Origin of the sequence: Mesorhizobium sp. B2-4-14, assembly GCF_006442155.1 — a bacterium.
In the GTDB taxonomy this organism is placed as follows: Bacteria; Pseudomonadota; Alphaproteobacteria; order Rhizobiales; family Rhizobiaceae; genus Mesorhizobium.
On sequence record NZ_VFVA01000041.1, the window covers coordinates 25,615 to 40,675 of the forward strand.

The 15,061-nt window shown below is 64.2% G+C and carries 12 protein-coding genes and 1 pseudogene; 5 read left to right on the forward strand and 8 right to left on the reverse strand.

What is annotated here, in order from left to right; all coding sequences use genetic code 11:
- Window positions 1-5 precede the first annotated feature (5 nt).
- From ehuC to FJ938_RS25610, 4 genes are all read right to left on the reverse strand, one after another.
- Complete coding sequence (gene ehuC, locus FJ938_RS25595) at window positions 6-665, reverse strand: ectoine/hydroxyectoine ABC transporter permease subunit EhuC (protein WP_140613373.1); 660 nt, start codon at window positions 663-665, stop codon at window positions 6-8.
- Between the two features lie 172 nt (window positions 666-837).
- Entirely contained in the window at window positions 838-1,689 is an 852-nt protein-coding gene (gene ehuB / locus FJ938_RS25600) for an ectoine/hydroxyectoine ABC transporter substrate-binding protein EhuB (protein WP_140698681.1), read from the reverse strand.
- A gap of 64 nt (window positions 1,690-1,753) precedes the next feature.
- Complete coding sequence (ehuA, locus tag FJ938_RS25605) at window positions 1,754-2,539, reverse strand: ectoine/hydroxyectoine ABC transporter ATP-binding protein EhuA (RefSeq protein ID WP_281407631.1); 786 nt, start codon at window positions 2,537-2,539, stop codon at window positions 1,754-1,756.
- A 246-nt stretch (window positions 2,540-2,785) separates the two neighbouring features.
- The gene (locus tag FJ938_RS25610) at window positions 2,786-4,171 is read right to left on the reverse strand and encodes a PLP-dependent aminotransferase family protein (protein ID WP_140698684.1); all 1,386 of its coding nucleotides are present in this window, start codon (window positions 4,169-4,171) and stop codon (window positions 2,786-2,788) included.
- A gap of 82 nt (window positions 4,172-4,253) precedes the next feature.
- Between FJ938_RS25610 and FJ938_RS25615 the strand changes: the two genes are divergently transcribed.
- The 5 genes from FJ938_RS25615 (at window position 4,254) to hutH (ending at window position 10,536) form a co-directional block, all read left to right on the forward strand.
- Window positions 4,254-4,745, forward strand: coding sequence for an Lrp/AsnC family transcriptional regulator (locus FJ938_RS25615; RefSeq protein ID WP_140698687.1), 492 nt, complete (start codon window positions 4,254-4,256; stop codon window positions 4,743-4,745).
- A 130-nt stretch (window positions 4,746-4,875) separates the two neighbouring features.
- A complete protein-coding gene (locus FJ938_RS25620) occupies window positions 4,876-6,369 on the forward strand; it encodes an NAD-dependent succinate-semialdehyde dehydrogenase (RefSeq protein WP_140698690.1) in 1,494 nt (497 codons plus the stop codon).
- Between the two features lie 35 nt (window positions 6,370-6,404).
- Window positions 6,405-7,784, forward strand: a complete 1,380-nt coding sequence (locus tag FJ938_RS25625; protein ID WP_140698693.1) for an aspartate aminotransferase family protein — start codon at window positions 6,405-6,407, stop codon at window positions 7,782-7,784.
- 9 nt (window positions 7,785-7,793) lie between these two features.
- Window positions 7,794-8,897 carry an alcohol dehydrogenase family protein gene (locus FJ938_RS25630; RefSeq protein WP_140698696.1) on the forward strand — a complete coding sequence of 368 codons (1,104 nt, stop codon included), beginning with the start codon at window positions 7,794-7,796 and terminating at the stop codon, window positions 8,895-8,897.
- Between the two features lie 142 nt (window positions 8,898-9,039).
- The gene (hutH, locus tag FJ938_RS25635; RefSeq protein ID WP_140698699.1) at window positions 9,040-10,536 is read left to right on the forward strand and encodes a histidine ammonia-lyase; all 1,497 of its coding nucleotides are present in this window, start codon (window positions 9,040-9,042) and stop codon (window positions 10,534-10,536) included.
- Window positions 10,537-10,587: 51 nt separating this feature from the next.
- Here the strand turns inward: hutH and FJ938_RS25640 are convergent, their stop codons facing one another.
- The 4 genes and pseudogenes from FJ938_RS25640 to FJ938_RS30150 all read right to left on the reverse strand — a co-directional run.
- Window positions 10,588-12,027: a 2-hydroxyacid dehydrogenase gene (locus tag FJ938_RS25640; RefSeq protein ID WP_140698702.1), complete on the reverse strand. Its 1,440-nt coding sequence runs from the start codon at window positions 12,025-12,027 to the stop codon at window positions 10,588-10,590.
- 192 nt (window positions 12,028-12,219) lie between these two features.
- Entirely contained in the window at window positions 12,220-13,680 is a 1,461-nt protein-coding gene (locus tag FJ938_RS25645) for a DHA2 family efflux MFS transporter permease subunit (protein WP_140698705.1), read from the reverse strand.
- Between the two features lie 362 nt (window positions 13,681-14,042).
- Window positions 14,043-14,864: an ABC transporter ATP-binding protein gene (locus tag FJ938_RS30145; RefSeq protein WP_246673511.1), complete on the reverse strand. Its 822-nt coding sequence runs from the start codon at window positions 14,862-14,864 to the stop codon at window positions 14,043-14,045.
- A 74-nt stretch (window positions 14,865-14,938) separates the two neighbouring features.
- A pseudogene (locus tag FJ938_RS30150) lies at window positions 14,939-15,061 on the reverse strand (glutamine--fructose-6-phosphate transaminase (isomerizing)); the annotation flags it as partial.

The window sequence follows — 15,061 nt, forward strand, 5'->3', positions numbered from 1 at the left end:
GGTCATCAGACGCGCACCCCGTCGAGGCCGCGCGCCAGGTGGCGCTCCAGCGAGCGCACACCCCACGAAATGAGCAGCGCAAGGATGAAATAGAGAATGAGGATGGTGGTGAACGGCACCATGGTGTTGCCGGTCTGGGCTCGCACCACCTGCGCCTGGAATGTGAGGTCGGCGAGCGAGATCAGTGAGACGACGGATGTGGCCTTGAGCAGTTCGATGGCGTTGTTGCCGAAGGTCGGCAGCATCACCAGAAATGCCTGCGGCAGGATGACGTGGCGCAGGCCTTGCCAGCGGCCAAGGTTGAGCGCGATGCAGGCCTCGTGCTGTTCGCGGCCGATCGACTGCACGGCGCCGCGCACCACTTCGGCGGCGTAGGCGCCGACATTCAGGCCCAGCGCCAGCACGCCGGCCTGCAGCGGGGTCAGTTCCAGGCCCAATAGCGGCAGCACGAAATAGGCGAAGAACAGCTGCACGAAGATCGAGGTGCCGCGGAAGAATTCGATATAGGCGGTGGCGAGCGCGCGCAGCAGAAAGAAGCGCGACAGCCGCCCCATCCCGGCAACAAAGGCCATGACCAGGGCAAGCACCGACCCCATCAGCGTCAGCTCGATGGTGACAAGCGCTCCCTGCAATATAAGGCCGAAATAGCCGGACCATTGGGTCATCGATTAGAAGTTCCAACGTTTGCGATTCGAGTTCCTTCTCCCCGTTGAACGGGGAGAAGATGCCGGCAGGCAGATGAGGGGCAGCGCTAGCTTCTCCAAACCTAGCGCCGCCCCTCATCCGTCACTTCGTGACACCTTCTCCCCGTGAACGGGGAGAAGGAAGAAGAGCGCTCTACTTCGCCGAGCAGAGCTTTTCGCGCGTCGTCGACATCGCGGCAGCCGCCGAGAAGCCGTAGGGCTCGATGATCTTGGCGAACTCGCCCGACTTCTTCATCTTGGCCAGTTCGACATCGTAGGCGTCACGCAGCGCCTCGTCGCCCTTCTTGAAGGCGGCGCCGTCGCAGTAGACCGGGGCGCCCTGCACCGGCGCGATGACTTCGAGGCTCGGATCGTTGGCTTTCTTCATCAGATCATTGATCGACAGGACCGGCAGCGAATAGGCGTCGATGCGGCCGTCCTGCACCATCTTCAGGCCGCTCTGGCCATCCGGCACGACGATGACACGTTCACGCGGCACGCCGGCGTTGAGCGCCAGCTTCTCCTCGGTGCCGCCGCCCGGCGCGCCGATCGTGGCGGCAGTGTCCTTGGCGACGTCCTCGTAGCTCTTGAAGTGCTTGGGATTGCTCTTCTTCACCAGCATCGCCTCGGCGTCGCACAGAACCGGCTCGGAATAGGCGACCGCCGCGCAACGCTCCGGCTTCATGAACAGACCGGCGGTGACGACGTCGAAGCGGCCGGCCTGCAGGCCGGGGATCATCGCGCCATACTCAGAGATCGAAGCGACGATATCGGCCACTCCGAGACGCTTGAAAATCTCGCGCGCCACGTCGGGCGCCGCGCCCGAAACCTTGCCGTCGGCGGCGACCGCCGTATAGGGCGGTTCGTTGGCGATGGCGACGCGGGCGAAACCCTGCGCCTTGAGCTGTTCGAGCTTCTTGTCCGCGGCCGAGCCCACGCTTGAGGTCGCGAGCACTGCCGTAATTGCGAAGCCGGCGATGCCGGCCAGAATGCCAAGTTTCTTCATTGTTCCCAACTCCTTGTTGCTCTTCTTGGTTTGCTTGTGGGCGGTTCGCACGCTCGCATGGCGGTCAGACGCGGTGTCCGGCCGCGATGATCTTCTTCAGGAAGCCTTGCGTGCGCTCCTGCTTGGGACGGCGGAAAATCTCGTCGGGCTTGCCTTCTTCAACGATCTTGCCGCGATCGAAGAACAGCACCCGGTCGGCGAAGTCGTGGGCGAAACCCATCTCATGGGTAACCAGCAGCATGGTCATGTCGGTCTCGGCGCAGAGCCGCCACAAGACGTTGAGCACCTCCTCGACCAGTTCCGGGTCGAGCGCCGACGTCACCTCGTCAAACAGCATGATCTTCGGCTGCAAGGCGAGCGCCCTGGCAATCGCCACACGCTGCTTCTGCCCGCCGGACAGTTGCGCCGGCATCGCCTTGGCCTTGTCGGCCATGCCGACCATGTCGAGCAGTTCCATCGCGCGTTTTTGGGCGGCGGCGCGCGGCGTGCCCTTGGTCAGCATCGGCGCCAACGTGACATTGTCGATGACGCTCTTGTGCGGAAACAGGTTGAACAACTGGAAGACCATGCCGATCTTCTGGCGCATTTTTGCCAGATGCCGCTCGTCGGCCGGCAACAACTGGCCGTTGCGCTCCATATGGTAAAGCTGCTCACCATCGATCTGGATGTGGCCGCCGTCGATGCGCTCCAGCGTCATCAGGATACGCAGGATCGTCGTCTTGCCTGAGCCCGACGGGCCGATCAGCGCCAGCTTCTCGCGCGGCATGACCTGCATCGACAGGCCATCCAGCACCTTGAAGGCACCAAAGCTCTTCGAAATGGCATCGACCTTGATGATGGGTGCGGACAAATGAATTTCCCCGTGCTGGAGAAGCCTGTGCCCCTAACGATGCGGAACGCGCCAAATCATGTCAATTGGGAAAATAATATCATGACAATTATTCCGATTGCGGACAATTCTCGACCAACTGGGCAACCCGTGGAGAGTCGGGCTCAGGCCCCACCCAGCAATGGCGGCGTCTGAGGCCGGAACGGAGCCAGAAGCGCAGGAGACCACCTTCGCAGGCCGGCATTACCGGAATATCGACGCAACCCCCTAGATGGCGAGCAGCAGGTGCTCCGGATCTCCAAGCAAGAGCTTGGTGACAACGCCGAGACCGGCGCGCAGTTCCCCCTCGGTGGTCGAACCCAGCGAAATGCGCACCGCCGGATGCCAAGGAGCGTCGGAAATGCGGAAGGAGGTGCCCGGCGCGATCGCCACGCCCTGCAGCCGGGCCTGGGCGACAAAACTCTCCTCGGCCCGGTCGCCAGGCAATTGCAGCCACAGATGCAGGCCATCGCGATGCGAACGATAATCGACCCCTGCAAGGACCTCCGCGGCAATATCCATCCTGTGCCGGAGCGCTTGGCGCTGCCAGCGGACAAGCTCCATCGCGGTGCCGTCGGCCACCCATTTGGTGGCGATCTCGGCCACCAGCGGCGTTGCCATCCAGTTCGAGACCAGATGCCGGTTGGCGACGGCGGCAACGTAACGGTCGGGCGCGGCGAGATAGCCGATGCGCAGGCCGGGCACGGTGATCTTGGTGAAGGAGGTGACGTAGAGCGTGCGCTCCGGCGCGTAAGCAGCGACCGGCGGCGGCCGGTCCTCGACCAGCGGACCCAGCACATCGTTCTCGATGACGGCGATGTCGTGCTTGCGCGCCACCGCCGCGATCTCAGCCCGACGTCCCGAATCCATCAGCGTCGCGGTCGGGTTGATCACCGAAGGCTGCACGAACACAGCGCGGATGTCGGAAAGCCGGCAGGCCTCGTCCAGCGCCTCCGGGATGAGGCCATTGCCGTCGATCGGCAGGCCTTCGAGGTTGAAGCCGAGATAGCGGGCGAGCGGCACCAGCGTGTGATGGCCGATCGCCTCGGTCGCGACGGTCGATCCCGGCGGCGCCACGCTCATCAGCGCCACTGTCATGCCGGCGGTAGCGCCGTTGGTCAGGCTGATATTCTGCGCGGAGGCCTCGAGCCCGCACAGTTTCAGCCATTCGACGGCGACAGCGCGATGGCGGGGGAACACCATGTTGGGCCGGAAGGACAGTGCCGAACTTGAGGGCAGGTGTTCGGCCAGCCATCCCAGTGCCTGCTTCATTCGTTCCAGATGCATCGGCTCGCAGACCGGCTTCAGGATCGAGAGATCGATGACCTCGCCGAGGCGCTCGGGCAGATACGGCGGCTCCGGCTCGCGGCGCTGCGTCTGGACAAAGCTGCCGCGGCCGATCTCGCCCGAAATCAGGCCGCGCCGGATCAATTCCTCATAGGCGCGGCTCACCGTCTGTACCGACAGCTTCAAATCGTCGGCCAGCCGGCGATGGGTCGGCAGGCGCGCGCCATTCGCCAGCCGTCCGTCATGGATGGCACGCGCGAACTGGTCGGCAAGCGACTGGTAGGCTGGCCGCCTGATGAGCGCGGGATCGGGTTGCCACAATGTCATGACTTATTAGAGATCGAAATCAGTGCAATTGACAATCGAAATAATGCACCGTCATGGTGCCGTGGACGAAAAGTGGACTGTGATGACGGCTGCAAAACTCGACGCGATCGACCTCAAAATCCTCGACGCCATCCAGCGTGACGGACGCATCACCAAGCTGGCGCTGGCCGAGCAGGTCGGGCTCTCGCCGACGCCATGCTGGATGCGGCTGCGCAAGCTGGAAAAGGCCGGCATCGTCTCGGGTTACCACGCCCGGATCGCCATGCGCGTGGTGGCGCCGGTCGCCACCGTGCTGATGGAAGTGACGCTGGCCAGCCACCGCCAGGCCGATTTCGACCGCTTCGAGCGAGTCATCCGTGACATTCCCGAGATCGTCGCCTGCTGGTCGGTGGGCGGCGGCGTCGATTATGTGCTGAAGGTGATGGCGCGCGACATCGACGCCTATCAGCGGCTGGTCGATGCCTTGCTCGACCGCGAGATCGGCATCGACCGCTACTTCACCTACATCGTCATCAAGACGGTGAAGGACGACATTGCGCTGCCGATTGTCGACCTGTTGCCGGCGTCGACCTAACGCCGGAGAGATCGCCTGCCTCGTCGGCGCAACAGAGAGAGATTCTCTATCAACGGATGTCCAAACAGCCTCTCTATCTGCGCATCGCGGATAGTCTTCCCGTATCAGTCCGAACCGGGAGGCTTCGACCATGTCCGCGCATTTCGCCCGCTCGCATCGCCATGAAGCGCTCGATCGCCTCGCCGACCGCCGGCTGCTTCGCGAGCTTGCCTATGTCGACGGCCACTGGACGGCGAGCGACGCGGCCGAGAGTTTTGAAGTCACCGATCCGGCGACCGGCACCACCGTCGCCTTCGTCGCCGCGTTGGATGCGCGCCAAACGACAAAGGCGATCGATGCCGCTGCGCGTGCCTTTCGGGCCTGGCGGTCGCTGCTGCCGCAGGAGCGTTCCAAGGTTCTGCGAAAATGGTTCGAGTTGATCATCGCCGCCAAGGATGATCTGGCTCTGCTGATGACACTCGAACAGGGCAAGCCATTCAAGGAGTCGCTCGGCGAGATCGATTATGCCGCCTCCTTCGTCGAGTGGTATGCCGAAGAAGCCAAGCGGCTCAACGCCGAGAGCGTCAGCAGCCATTTGCCGGGCGCTGAAATGATGGTGCGGCGCGAACCGCTCGGCGTCGTCGGTGTCATCACGCCGTGGAATTTCCCTGCGGCCATGCTGACCCGCAAGGCGGCCGCCGCCCTCGCCGCCGGCTGCACCATCGTCGCGCATCCCTCTTCGGAGACGCCGCTGTCGGCGCTGGCACTGGCGGAACTCGGCGAGCGCGCCGGCCTGCCTGCCGGCGTCTTCAATGTCCTCACCGGCAATGCTTCGACGATCGTCGGGCGCATGTGCGAAGACCCGCGCGTCCGTGCCATGAGCTTCACCGGCTCGACCGAGATCGGCCGGCTGATCGCCGCGCAGAGCGCGCCGACGATGAAGCGGCTGGTGATGGAGCTTGGCGGCCACGCGCCGCTGATCGTCTTTGCCGACGCCGATGTCGACAAGGCCGTGCGCATCGCCGTCGACGCCAAATTCGCCACCTCGGGCCAGGACTGCCTTGCCGCCAACCGCATCTATGTCCAGCGCCCGATCTATGACCGTTTCTGCGCGGCCTTCGCCGCGCGCATCGAGGCACTGCGGACCGGCAACGGCCTTGCCGACGAAACCGACATCGGGCCGCTGATGCATGAGCGCGCCGTCAAGAAGGTCGAGGAACAGGTCGCCGACGCCCTCGCCCAGGGCGCCCGCTGCCTTGCCGGCGGCAAGCGCCATCCGGCGGGCCCCCTCTTCTACCAGCCGACGCTGCTGGCCGACGTGCCCGACGAGGCTTTGATCATGCGCGAGGAGACCTTCGGTCCGGTCGCTGCCGTCACGCCCTTCGACGGCGAAGACGAGGTGATCGCCCGCGCCAACGCCACGGAGTACGGCCTCGTCGCCTATGTTGTGACCGAGAACGGCGCCCGTCAGCAGCGCCTGGGCCGCGCGCTGGAATACGGCATGGTCGCGATCAACCGCGTCAAGATCACGGGCGCGCCGATCCCGTTTGGCGGGGTCAAGCAGTCCGGCATCGGCCGTGAAGGCTCGCGCCATGGGCTGGAGGCTTTCACGGATCTCAAATATCTCTGCCTGGATGTGGCTTAGGCCGCGCCGGAATTCTCTTTCAAGGAGTCAAAAAGATGCTCGACCAGTCCAACGAACTCAACGCCTGGGACCGCGATCACTTCTTTCATCCCTCGACCCATATGGGCACGCATGCGCGCGGCGAGAGCCCGACCCGCATCATGGCCGGCGGCGAAGGCGTCACCGTCTGGGACAACAATGGCAGGAAGAGCATCGATGCCTTCGCCGGCCTCTACTGCGTCAATGTCGGCTACGGCCGCCAGAAGATCGCCGACGCCATCGCCGCCCAGGCCAAGAACCTCGCTTATTACCACGCCTATGTCGGGCACGGCACCGAGGCCTCTATCACGCTGGCCAAGATGATCATCGACCGCGCGCCGAAAGGCATGTCGAGGGTCTATTTCGGCCTCTCCGGTTCGGACGCCAACGAAACCAACATCAAGCTGATCTGGTACTACAACAACGTTCTCGGCCGCCCGGAGAAGAAGAAGATCATTTCGCGCTGGCGCGGCTATCACGGCTCGGGCGTGATGACCGGATCGCTGACCGGCCTTGAGCTGTTCCACAACGCCTTCGATTTGCCGCGCGCGCCGATCCTGCACACCGAGGCGCCCTATTATTTCCGCCGCGCCGACCGCTCGATGAGCGAGGAGCAGTTCTCGCAGCATTGCGCCGACAAGCTCGAGGAAATGATCCTGGCCGAAGGCCCCGAGACAGTCGCAGCCTTCATCGGCGAACCGATCCTCGGCACTGGCGGCATCGTGCCGCCGCCCGCAGGCTACTGGGAAAAAATCCAGGCGGTGCTGAAGAAGTATGATGTGCTGCTGGTCGCCGACGAGGTGGTGACGGGCTTTGGCCGGCTCGGCACCATGTTCGGTTCCGACCACTACGGCATCAAGCCGGATTTGATCACCATCGCCAAGGGCCTGACCTCGGCCTATGCCCCTCTGTCAGGGGTCATCGTCGGCGACAAGATGTGGCAGGTGCTGGTCGAGGGTTCCGACAAGCTCGGTTCGCTCGGCCATGGCTGGACCTATTCGGCGCATCCGATCTGCGTTGCCGCGGGTGTGGCCAATCTCGAACTGATCGACGAGATGGAGCTGGTGAAAAATGCCGGCGAGACCGGCGCCTATTTCCGTGCTGAACTCGCCAAGGCCGTCGGCGGCCACAAAAACGTCGGCGAGGTGCGTGGCGACGGCATGCTGGCGGCGGTCGAATTCGTAAAAGACCGCGACGACCGCGTCTTCTTCGATCCTTCGCTCAAAGTCGGACCGCAGGTCGCCACGGCCCTTGCCGCAAGCGGCGTCATCGGCCGCGCCATGCCGCAGGGCGACATCCTCGGCTTCGCGCCGCCGCTCTGCCTGACGCGCGAGGAGGCCGATATCGTCGTGGCCAAGACCGCGGATGCGGTGAACAGCGTGTTTGCCAATCTCTGAGATCGAGCCATGAATGCCAGGACCAACACGCTCCCCGCCACCATGGCCGCCGTGCTGCTGACCGGCCACGGCGGACCGGAAAAACTCGTCTACCGTACCGATGTGAGAGTGCCCGCCCCTGCTTCGGGGGAAGTGCTTATAAGGGTCAGCGCTTGCGGGATGAACAACACCGATGTGTGGGTGCGCCAGGGCGCCTATGGCACCGAGGAAGACGCTGCAGCGGTGTCGACCTGGCGGCGGCAGGGCAACACGCTTGTTTTCCCGCGCATCCAGGGCACCGACACTGTCGGCATCATCGCTGCCGTCGGCGATGGCGTTTCGTCTGATCGTATCGGCGAACGGGTGATGGTCGATTTCTCCATCTACAACCGCGACGACGATTCGCTCGCCGATATCGACTATATGGGCCATGGCCGCGACGGCGGTTATGCCGAATACCAGGCCGTGCCGGCGGAGAATGCGCGTGTCGTCGACACGACGCTGAGCGACGTCGAACTCGCCACCTTCTGCTGCGCCTATCTCACCGGCGAGCAGATGCTGGAACGAGCCGCGCTGAAAGCCGGCGAGCGCGTTCTGGTCACCGGCGCCTCGGGCGGCGTCGGCTCGGGCATCGTGCAACTGGCACGGGCGCGCGGCGCCATTCCCTATGCCGTCGTCGGCAAGGGCAAGGAGCAGGCGGTGCTCGACATCGGAGCGGAAGCCGTCATTACCCGTGGCGTCGACGATTTGCCGCAAGCCGTGGCCGAGGCGACCGGCGGCCAGCCGATCGACGTCGTGGCTGACCTCGTTGGCGGTGCCATCTTCAACGATTTGCTGCGCATCCTGAGGCCGGAGGGCCGCTATACCACCGCCGGCGCGATTGCGGGCCCGGTCGTCCAGCTCGATCTCAGGACCATGTATCTCAAGCAGTTGCAACTGCACGGTTCGAGCCAGGGCACGCGCGCGGATTTCCGCCGCATCGTGCGCTACATCGAGGCGGGCAAGATCCGCCCGCTGGTCGGCGGCGTCTACAAACTCTCCGATTTCCACCACGCGCAAGCCGATTTCGTTGCCAAGGATTTTGTCGGCAAGCTGGTTGTGGTGCCAGACGCCGTCGCGGAGCGAACGGCGTAGTTCCAAGAATCAAAGCCCCTCGCCTGCTTCCTCACCGCTGCCACAATGGGAATGGCTTGCACTCCAGCCGGCAAGCCGCCACAAACAGTGACGCCCGCCGCGCCGCTGGTCCGGGCATCTGGTCACGGGGTACAGGCGAGACATGACGGCCCGGATGATACTGCTCGACGCCAAGCCACTCGGCGTGGCTGACGTCGCCGAGATCGCACGGCGCAACGCCCGGCTTATGCTGGGTAAGGAAGCGATGCGTATCCGGGCGAGCCGCGCGCTGGTCGAGCACCTGATGCAGCTCGGCAAACCGATGTATGGCGTCACCACCGGCCTCGGCGCCTGTGTCGACACGCCGCTCGCCGAGGCCGATCTGATCGCCTTTCAGCATAGCGTGCCGCTCAGCCACAGCATGGGCATCGGCCCCGCCCTTCCGACCGAGGCGGTGCGGGCGCTGATGACCGCACGCATCTCGGGCATGGCCGCCGGCGGCACCGGCACCTCCGAACGCGTGGTCATGGGCCTTGTCGCGGCGCTCAACGCCGGCGTCCATCCGGTGATCCCCACTTGGGGATCGATCGGCGCGGCCGACCTTGCCCATCTCGGGCATATGGCGCGAGCGCTGCGCGGCGGCGAGGGCGAAGCGGAATTCCAGGGCCGGATCATGCCATCGGCCGAGGCGCTAACGCTGGCCGGGCTGGAGCCGCTCGACCTGCGCGAGAAGGACGGCCACGCCCTCATCGTCGCCAACAGCCTGTCGACCGGAACGGCGTGCCTGTGTCTCGAAGACGTCGCCCATCTCATCGACTGGGGGCTGGCCGCCGTGGCGCTCAACTACGAGGCGTTCCGCTCCTCCCTCACCGCGATCGATGCGGATGCGCTAGCCGCGCGTCCGGCTTTCGGCCAGCGCGAAATCGGCGAGCGGCTGCGCACGGAGCTGGCGGGCAGCGGCCTGTGGAAGGACAAGGCGGCGCGGCGGCTTCAGGACCCGCTCAGCTATCGTTGCGTACCCCAGGTCTGGGGTGGCCTGCTCAATGCGTTCGAACAGGCAAGGCTGGCGACCGAGATCGAACTGACCCATTCGGGCGACAATCCCGTGATCCTGCCGCAAGACGAGCGGGTGGTTTCGAACGGCAATTTCGACCTCACGGCATTCACGCTTGCCTGGGAACAGATCGGCCAGGCGCTCGCGCATTGCGCGGTCGGCACCGCCAATCGCTGCATGAAACTGATGTCTCCGACAACAGCTGAACTGCCACGTTTCCTGTCGGCCAGGGGCGGCAGCCGCCAGGGCTATGCCGAATTGCAGAAGCCACTCGCGGCGCTGGAAGCCGAAATCCGGCATCTGGCCAATCCGATATCGCTCAGCCCGCTGGCCGTCTCGGATGGGATCGAGGATCAGTCGTCGATGGCGCCCCGAGTGGTGGCCAAGACTGGCGAGATCATCGAGCGCCTGCGCTATCTCGTTGCCATGGAGCTCATCTTCGCGGCCACCGGCGTGGAGTTGCGCGGCGTCGTCGACAGCATGGGCGAAGGGCCGCAGCGCACCTTCGCCGCCGTACGTGCGCTTGTCAGTCCACTCGATGACGACCGCGAGATGAGCACCGATATGACACGGATTGCTCGGATGGTGGCCGGTCCCCGCTACTGAGGCAGCGTCCTTCCGCCTGAAGCCTTTAAACCTCCGCAGCGGCAGGTCGAGTTATTGGTAAGGGCCTCTGAGATTCAGTTTCTCGGCCAACAGGCAGAAACGGTCGATCGACCGGACAAGCTCTTCGCCTTGCTCGGCAACAATCCCGCCACGCTCGGCAGTTGGCGTTTCCGACAGCGCCTTCCACAACCGGCTTTGCCGGTCACAGAGATCCGCCAGCTGGGTGCAGTCGTGGGAGGTCAGTTTCAAAAGATGGGACTCCGTCACCGGTCCGATGCCGGGAGGCGTCGTCATTCCAAGGGAGACATAGCCCGGCGGCACGGAGCCCTTGGCATTCGTCACCGCTTTGCGGCAGATGACATCGAACAGCTGGTCGACGGCCTGTTTGGCGCCGGCGACGCGCGAAGGATGGTCGGTGTCGGCCGCGGCATGGGGCAGAAGTTCGAGCTTGGCGCCATGCCTCTCGACGAGGTCGAGATAAGGCAGCATCGGACCGGACAGACCGCCGGTCGAGGCATCGCTGAACAGGTCGGCATCGATGGCGGCGTGGCTTAGCCGGCCGGAGGACAGGGCGTCGTCAAGCGCCTCGATATCAACAAGCTCACCGCGATCGTAGTTGACCAGCACCGCGCCATTCTTCATGCGGGACAGGACATCCGCGGCGACGATTCCGGCATTGGCGTAGCGGCCGGTCTGCGCGTCCTGCTTGCCCAGGCCGACATGGACGCTGAGCACATCGGCCCCCTCGGCCGATTCGGCCGGGCTCGCCGCATAGACAAATCCCTCTGCTTCTATCCAGTCCCGGTGCCGAGGCCGTGCGTGGATCACCACGCGCATGCCGAAGGCACGGGCGAGCTTCGCCACCTCGCGGCCGATATTGCCATAGCCGATGATCGCCATCGTCTTGCCTTCGAGCTTTTCGGTGGGGAAATCCCGCAATTCCCTGCCGGTGTCGAAGGCGCCGCGCGCCACCAGGTCGTGCAGCATATCGACCGGGAGATCCGGCAGGACTTTCAGGATCGCCTTCATCGCCATCTGCGCCGTGGCGCGGCTGTTGATGCCGGGCGTGTTCATCAGCACCGCCGTGCCGCCCTCGCCGCTGCCGCCACCCCAGGAGCCCGAGCCCATATTGCCGGTGCCAGCGCCGATGCGCACGCCGGCCAGCGGGAAGACGGTCTCGGCTGGCAGGAAGGTCGCCGCCGCGATGACGGCGTCATAGCGCCCCTCCCCCGCGGCCTCGATCAGCTCTTCCCTGGTGCTGAGGTCCGGCTGGTAGAAGAAATGCACACGGCCACGCTCAAGCTCCGCTTTGTCTCCGAGCGACGATGAGTGAAAGCGGCCCCCCTTGGCTTCGATATGGGCGCGGACTTCGCTCGGGTCAGGCTTGCCGTCCGGCCCGAAGCGCAGGCCGACCAGATCGCAGATCAGCACGGCGTAGCTGCTTTGCGGGTCGATTGGCTCCACGGCCTGCATGCTGGTCTCTGCGGTCACGGCGTTTCCCCCATACAAGAACGGCAAAGCCTGCTGCGACAGCAGGGCTGCCCTGAACAATCAGAACCTATCAGCCCGGAAAGGTGTCAGATCGATCGCAGGCGGCAAACCGGCGGCAAGTTGCGACACGTCCGTGACGAACGCTTCAACGAGAGCGGCGCCGCACGGTTTTTGAGCGAACGGATTGTTCCACTATCCTTGCCGGGATGATTTGCGTGATCTGCCGATGTGACCACTGACCTGCACGCCGTCCTCGGCGCGCAGGTACAGAAAGCCGGGAATGGATATGAGCGGGATGATCGCGGTCAGCAGGAACACCTGATGGAACCGTTCCGGCGTCAGGACGTGGCTTTCCCCTGCAATCAGGCCCAGCAGCATGGCGGCGACCGAAACGCCCAGCGAAACGCTAAGCTGCTGCAGCACGCCGCCCAGGCTGGTGGCGCGGCTGAGCTTGTCCGCCGGCAGATCCGCGTAGGACAGGGTGTTGGAGGTCATGAACTGCGCCGACCGGACGACGCCGAACAGGAAGACATAGAAGCCGATCATCCAATGCGGCCTATCGGCACTCATCAAGGCGAAGCCCGCCACGGTAGCGGAACCCACGATCGCGCTGCCGATCAGCACGACTTTGAAGCCGACGCGCCGCAGCAGCGGCGACAGCATTGGCCGCATGAGCAGCGCGCCGAAGCTGCCGACGAATGTCAGCGAACCTGAGGTGACCGGGCTCATGCCAAAGCCGACCTGAAGCATCAGCGGCAGGAGGAACGGGGCGCCGTTGAGACCGACGCGGCACAGGCCCCCCGCCAGCGTGCCGACCCAGAACGAGCGAAATCGAAACAGCGTCAGGTCGACAGCCGGCGCCACGACGCGGCGCGCATAGCGCCCGAAGGCGAGCAGCAGCAGGACGGCCGCAGCCAACACCAGCACCGTCGTGAAGGCGGGAATGATCGGGCGGCCGATATTCTCCAGCCCGAACTGCAGTAACGCCACGCCGCATCCCACCATCAGAAATCCGGCGAAGTCGAAGCGCTCCACCGCCTCCTGGTGGAAATCGTCGACGAAGCGCAGCGCCGCCAGAATGCCAAGACAGCCAAACGGCAGGTTGACATAGAATATCCAGCGCCACGACGCGTAGGTGGTCAGCAGGCCGCCGAGCAGCGGCCCGATGATCGGCCCCATGATGGCCGGCAAGGTCGTGTAGGTCATGGCGGTGATCAGGCCGCTGCGTGGAAAGCTGCGCAGCAGGATCAGCCGCCCGACCGGCGTCATCATGGCGCCGCCAAGTCCTTGCAGCGCGCGCATGGCCAGCAGCATGCCGAAACTGTTCGCTATGCCGCACAGCGCGGAGCCAAGGGTGAAGGTGAAAAGCGCCAGGGCGAACACCCTGCGCGCGCCGAACCTGTCGGCGAACCAGCCGCTGACGGGAATGAACACGGCGAGCGTCAGGATGTAGGTGGTGATCGCCAGATTCAGCCGGACCGGCGTCGTATCCAGACTTTGCGCCATGGCCGGGATCGCGGTGGTGATGATGGTGGAATCGAGCTGTTCCATCAGAAAGGCGATGGCGACGATGATCGGGATGATCAACCTCAGCCTCGGGTCGCGCTCGGTGGCAAATAGAGGCTGTTCCAATGCTCTGGCCAATTCCGTCATGCAGGCGGTTCATATGCCTTGGCGAAAGGCTGGCATCCGCGACCAACCAGCCGGGGCGGGATCACTTGGCGCGTTTTATGGTCCGACAAATGCAGCAGCGACAATGAATTCTTACCGGACGGTGGTCAAAAAATCTTGAGCGCGGACAGAGGGCGAGGAAAGCAGCGATCGCGTCAAGAAGGATGGTCCAAAGACATTAGGCATTCAGCGTCAGGCATTCAGCGTTCCTATTTCGTGAAGGAACGTCTGGGGCGGCAGGCCGTTTTTCCTGTGCATGTCTCGTAGGAACAGGAGGCATCTTCATGAAACGGCGTCTGATGCTCGCCAGCGGCGCTATCGTGCTGGCCGCCGCGAGCGCGATTTCATTTACCTCCATCGCCGATGCGGCGGCTGTCAGGTACCACTTTGTCCATACCGCGGTTCATCGCCACAACGGACATCGGTACGTCGTACAACGGCAACATCCAAACCCTCGCGTGTGGGTTGGCGGCGGTTGGACCGGCGACAATTGGAGCGGCGACAATGGCTGGATGGACAGCTACTACAATGGCTACGGCAGCTACCATGGATTTGTCGGCGACTTTTGTGGAACCATCGAATGGACGCTCGGCCTGTGCGGTCCCCACGGCCCTTGATTCCTGATCCCCAGACCCCGGCCAGTTGACCAGATTCGGGCGGATGCTATGCCATTTCGGGACGCCTTGACGCCTCTGAGTCAGCAATTCCTGCATCTGATGCCGGGTCGAGGCATCGAGCGCGCCAAAAGGCTCGTCCATCAGGAGCATCTTGGGGCGATAGGAAAGCGCACGCGCAATGGCGACGCGCTGTTTCATGCCGCCCGACAATTCGGACGGATAGCGGTCCGCACTCTGCGACAGCTTGACGAGGTCGAGATGCTTGAGCGCGATCTCGCGGCAGGCCGAACGATTGTAGCCCGCGGCCTTGAGGGCAAACTCGATGTTCTGCCGCGCCGTCAGCCAGGGAAGCAGCGTATACGACTGGAAGACGACGCCACGGTCGAGACCCGGCTGCAGGATCGGCGCACCGTCGATGCTGAGTTCGCCGGCGTCGAAGTCCTGCAGTCCGGCCACGATCGACAGCAGCGTGCTCTTGCCGCAACCCGACGTGCCGACAAGCGAGACGAACTCGTTGTCGGCTAGATCAAGATTGATGTCGCGCAGCACTTCCGTGCGCCGCTCTCCCGTGCCGAAGCTCTTGTGGAGGCCTGCTCCGCCCGTGGATGACGAAAGGACGAAACCTATTCCACCGTCACCGACTTCGCCAGGTTGCGCGGCTGGTCGACATCGGTGCCCATGAACACGGCGGTGAAGTAGGCCAGCATCTGGATCGGCAGCGCGTAGATGATCGGCGAGATGATTTC

What these genes read in the sequence shown, in the direction of transcription:
- FJ938_RS25645 (WP_140698705.1), bottom strand. Translation starts at nt 13,680, where the DNA reads ATGACGGAATTGGCCAGAGCATTGGAACAGCCTCTATTTGCCACCGAG.
- FJ938_RS25625 (WP_140698693.1), top strand. Translation starts at nt 6,405, where the DNA reads ATGCTCGACCAGTCCAACGAACTCAACGCCTGGGACCGCGATCACTTC.
- ehuC (WP_140613373.1), bottom strand. Translation starts at nt 665, where the DNA reads ATGACCCAATGGTCCGGCTATTTCGGCCTTATATTGCAGGGAGCGCTT.
- FJ938_RS25615 (WP_140698687.1), top strand. Translation starts at nt 4,254, where the DNA reads ATGACGGCTGCAAAACTCGACGCGATCGACCTCAAAATCCTCGACGCC.
- hutH (WP_140698699.1), top strand. Translation starts at nt 9,040, where the DNA reads ATGACGGCCCGGATGATACTGCTCGACGCCAAGCCACTCGGCGTGGCT.
- ehuB (WP_140698681.1), bottom strand. Translation starts at nt 1,689, where the DNA reads ATGAAGAAACTTGGCATTCTGGCCGGCATCGCCGGCTTCGCAATTACG.
- FJ938_RS25620 (WP_140698690.1), top strand. Translation starts at nt 4,876, where the DNA reads ATGTCCGCGCATTTCGCCCGCTCGCATCGCCATGAAGCGCTCGATCGC.
- FJ938_RS25630 (WP_140698696.1), top strand. Translation starts at nt 7,794, where the DNA reads ATGAATGCCAGGACCAACACGCTCCCCGCCACCATGGCCGCCGTGCTG.
- FJ938_RS25610 (WP_140698684.1), bottom strand. Translation starts at nt 4,171, where the DNA reads ATGACATTGTGGCAACCCGATCCCGCGCTCATCAGGCGGCCAGCCTAC.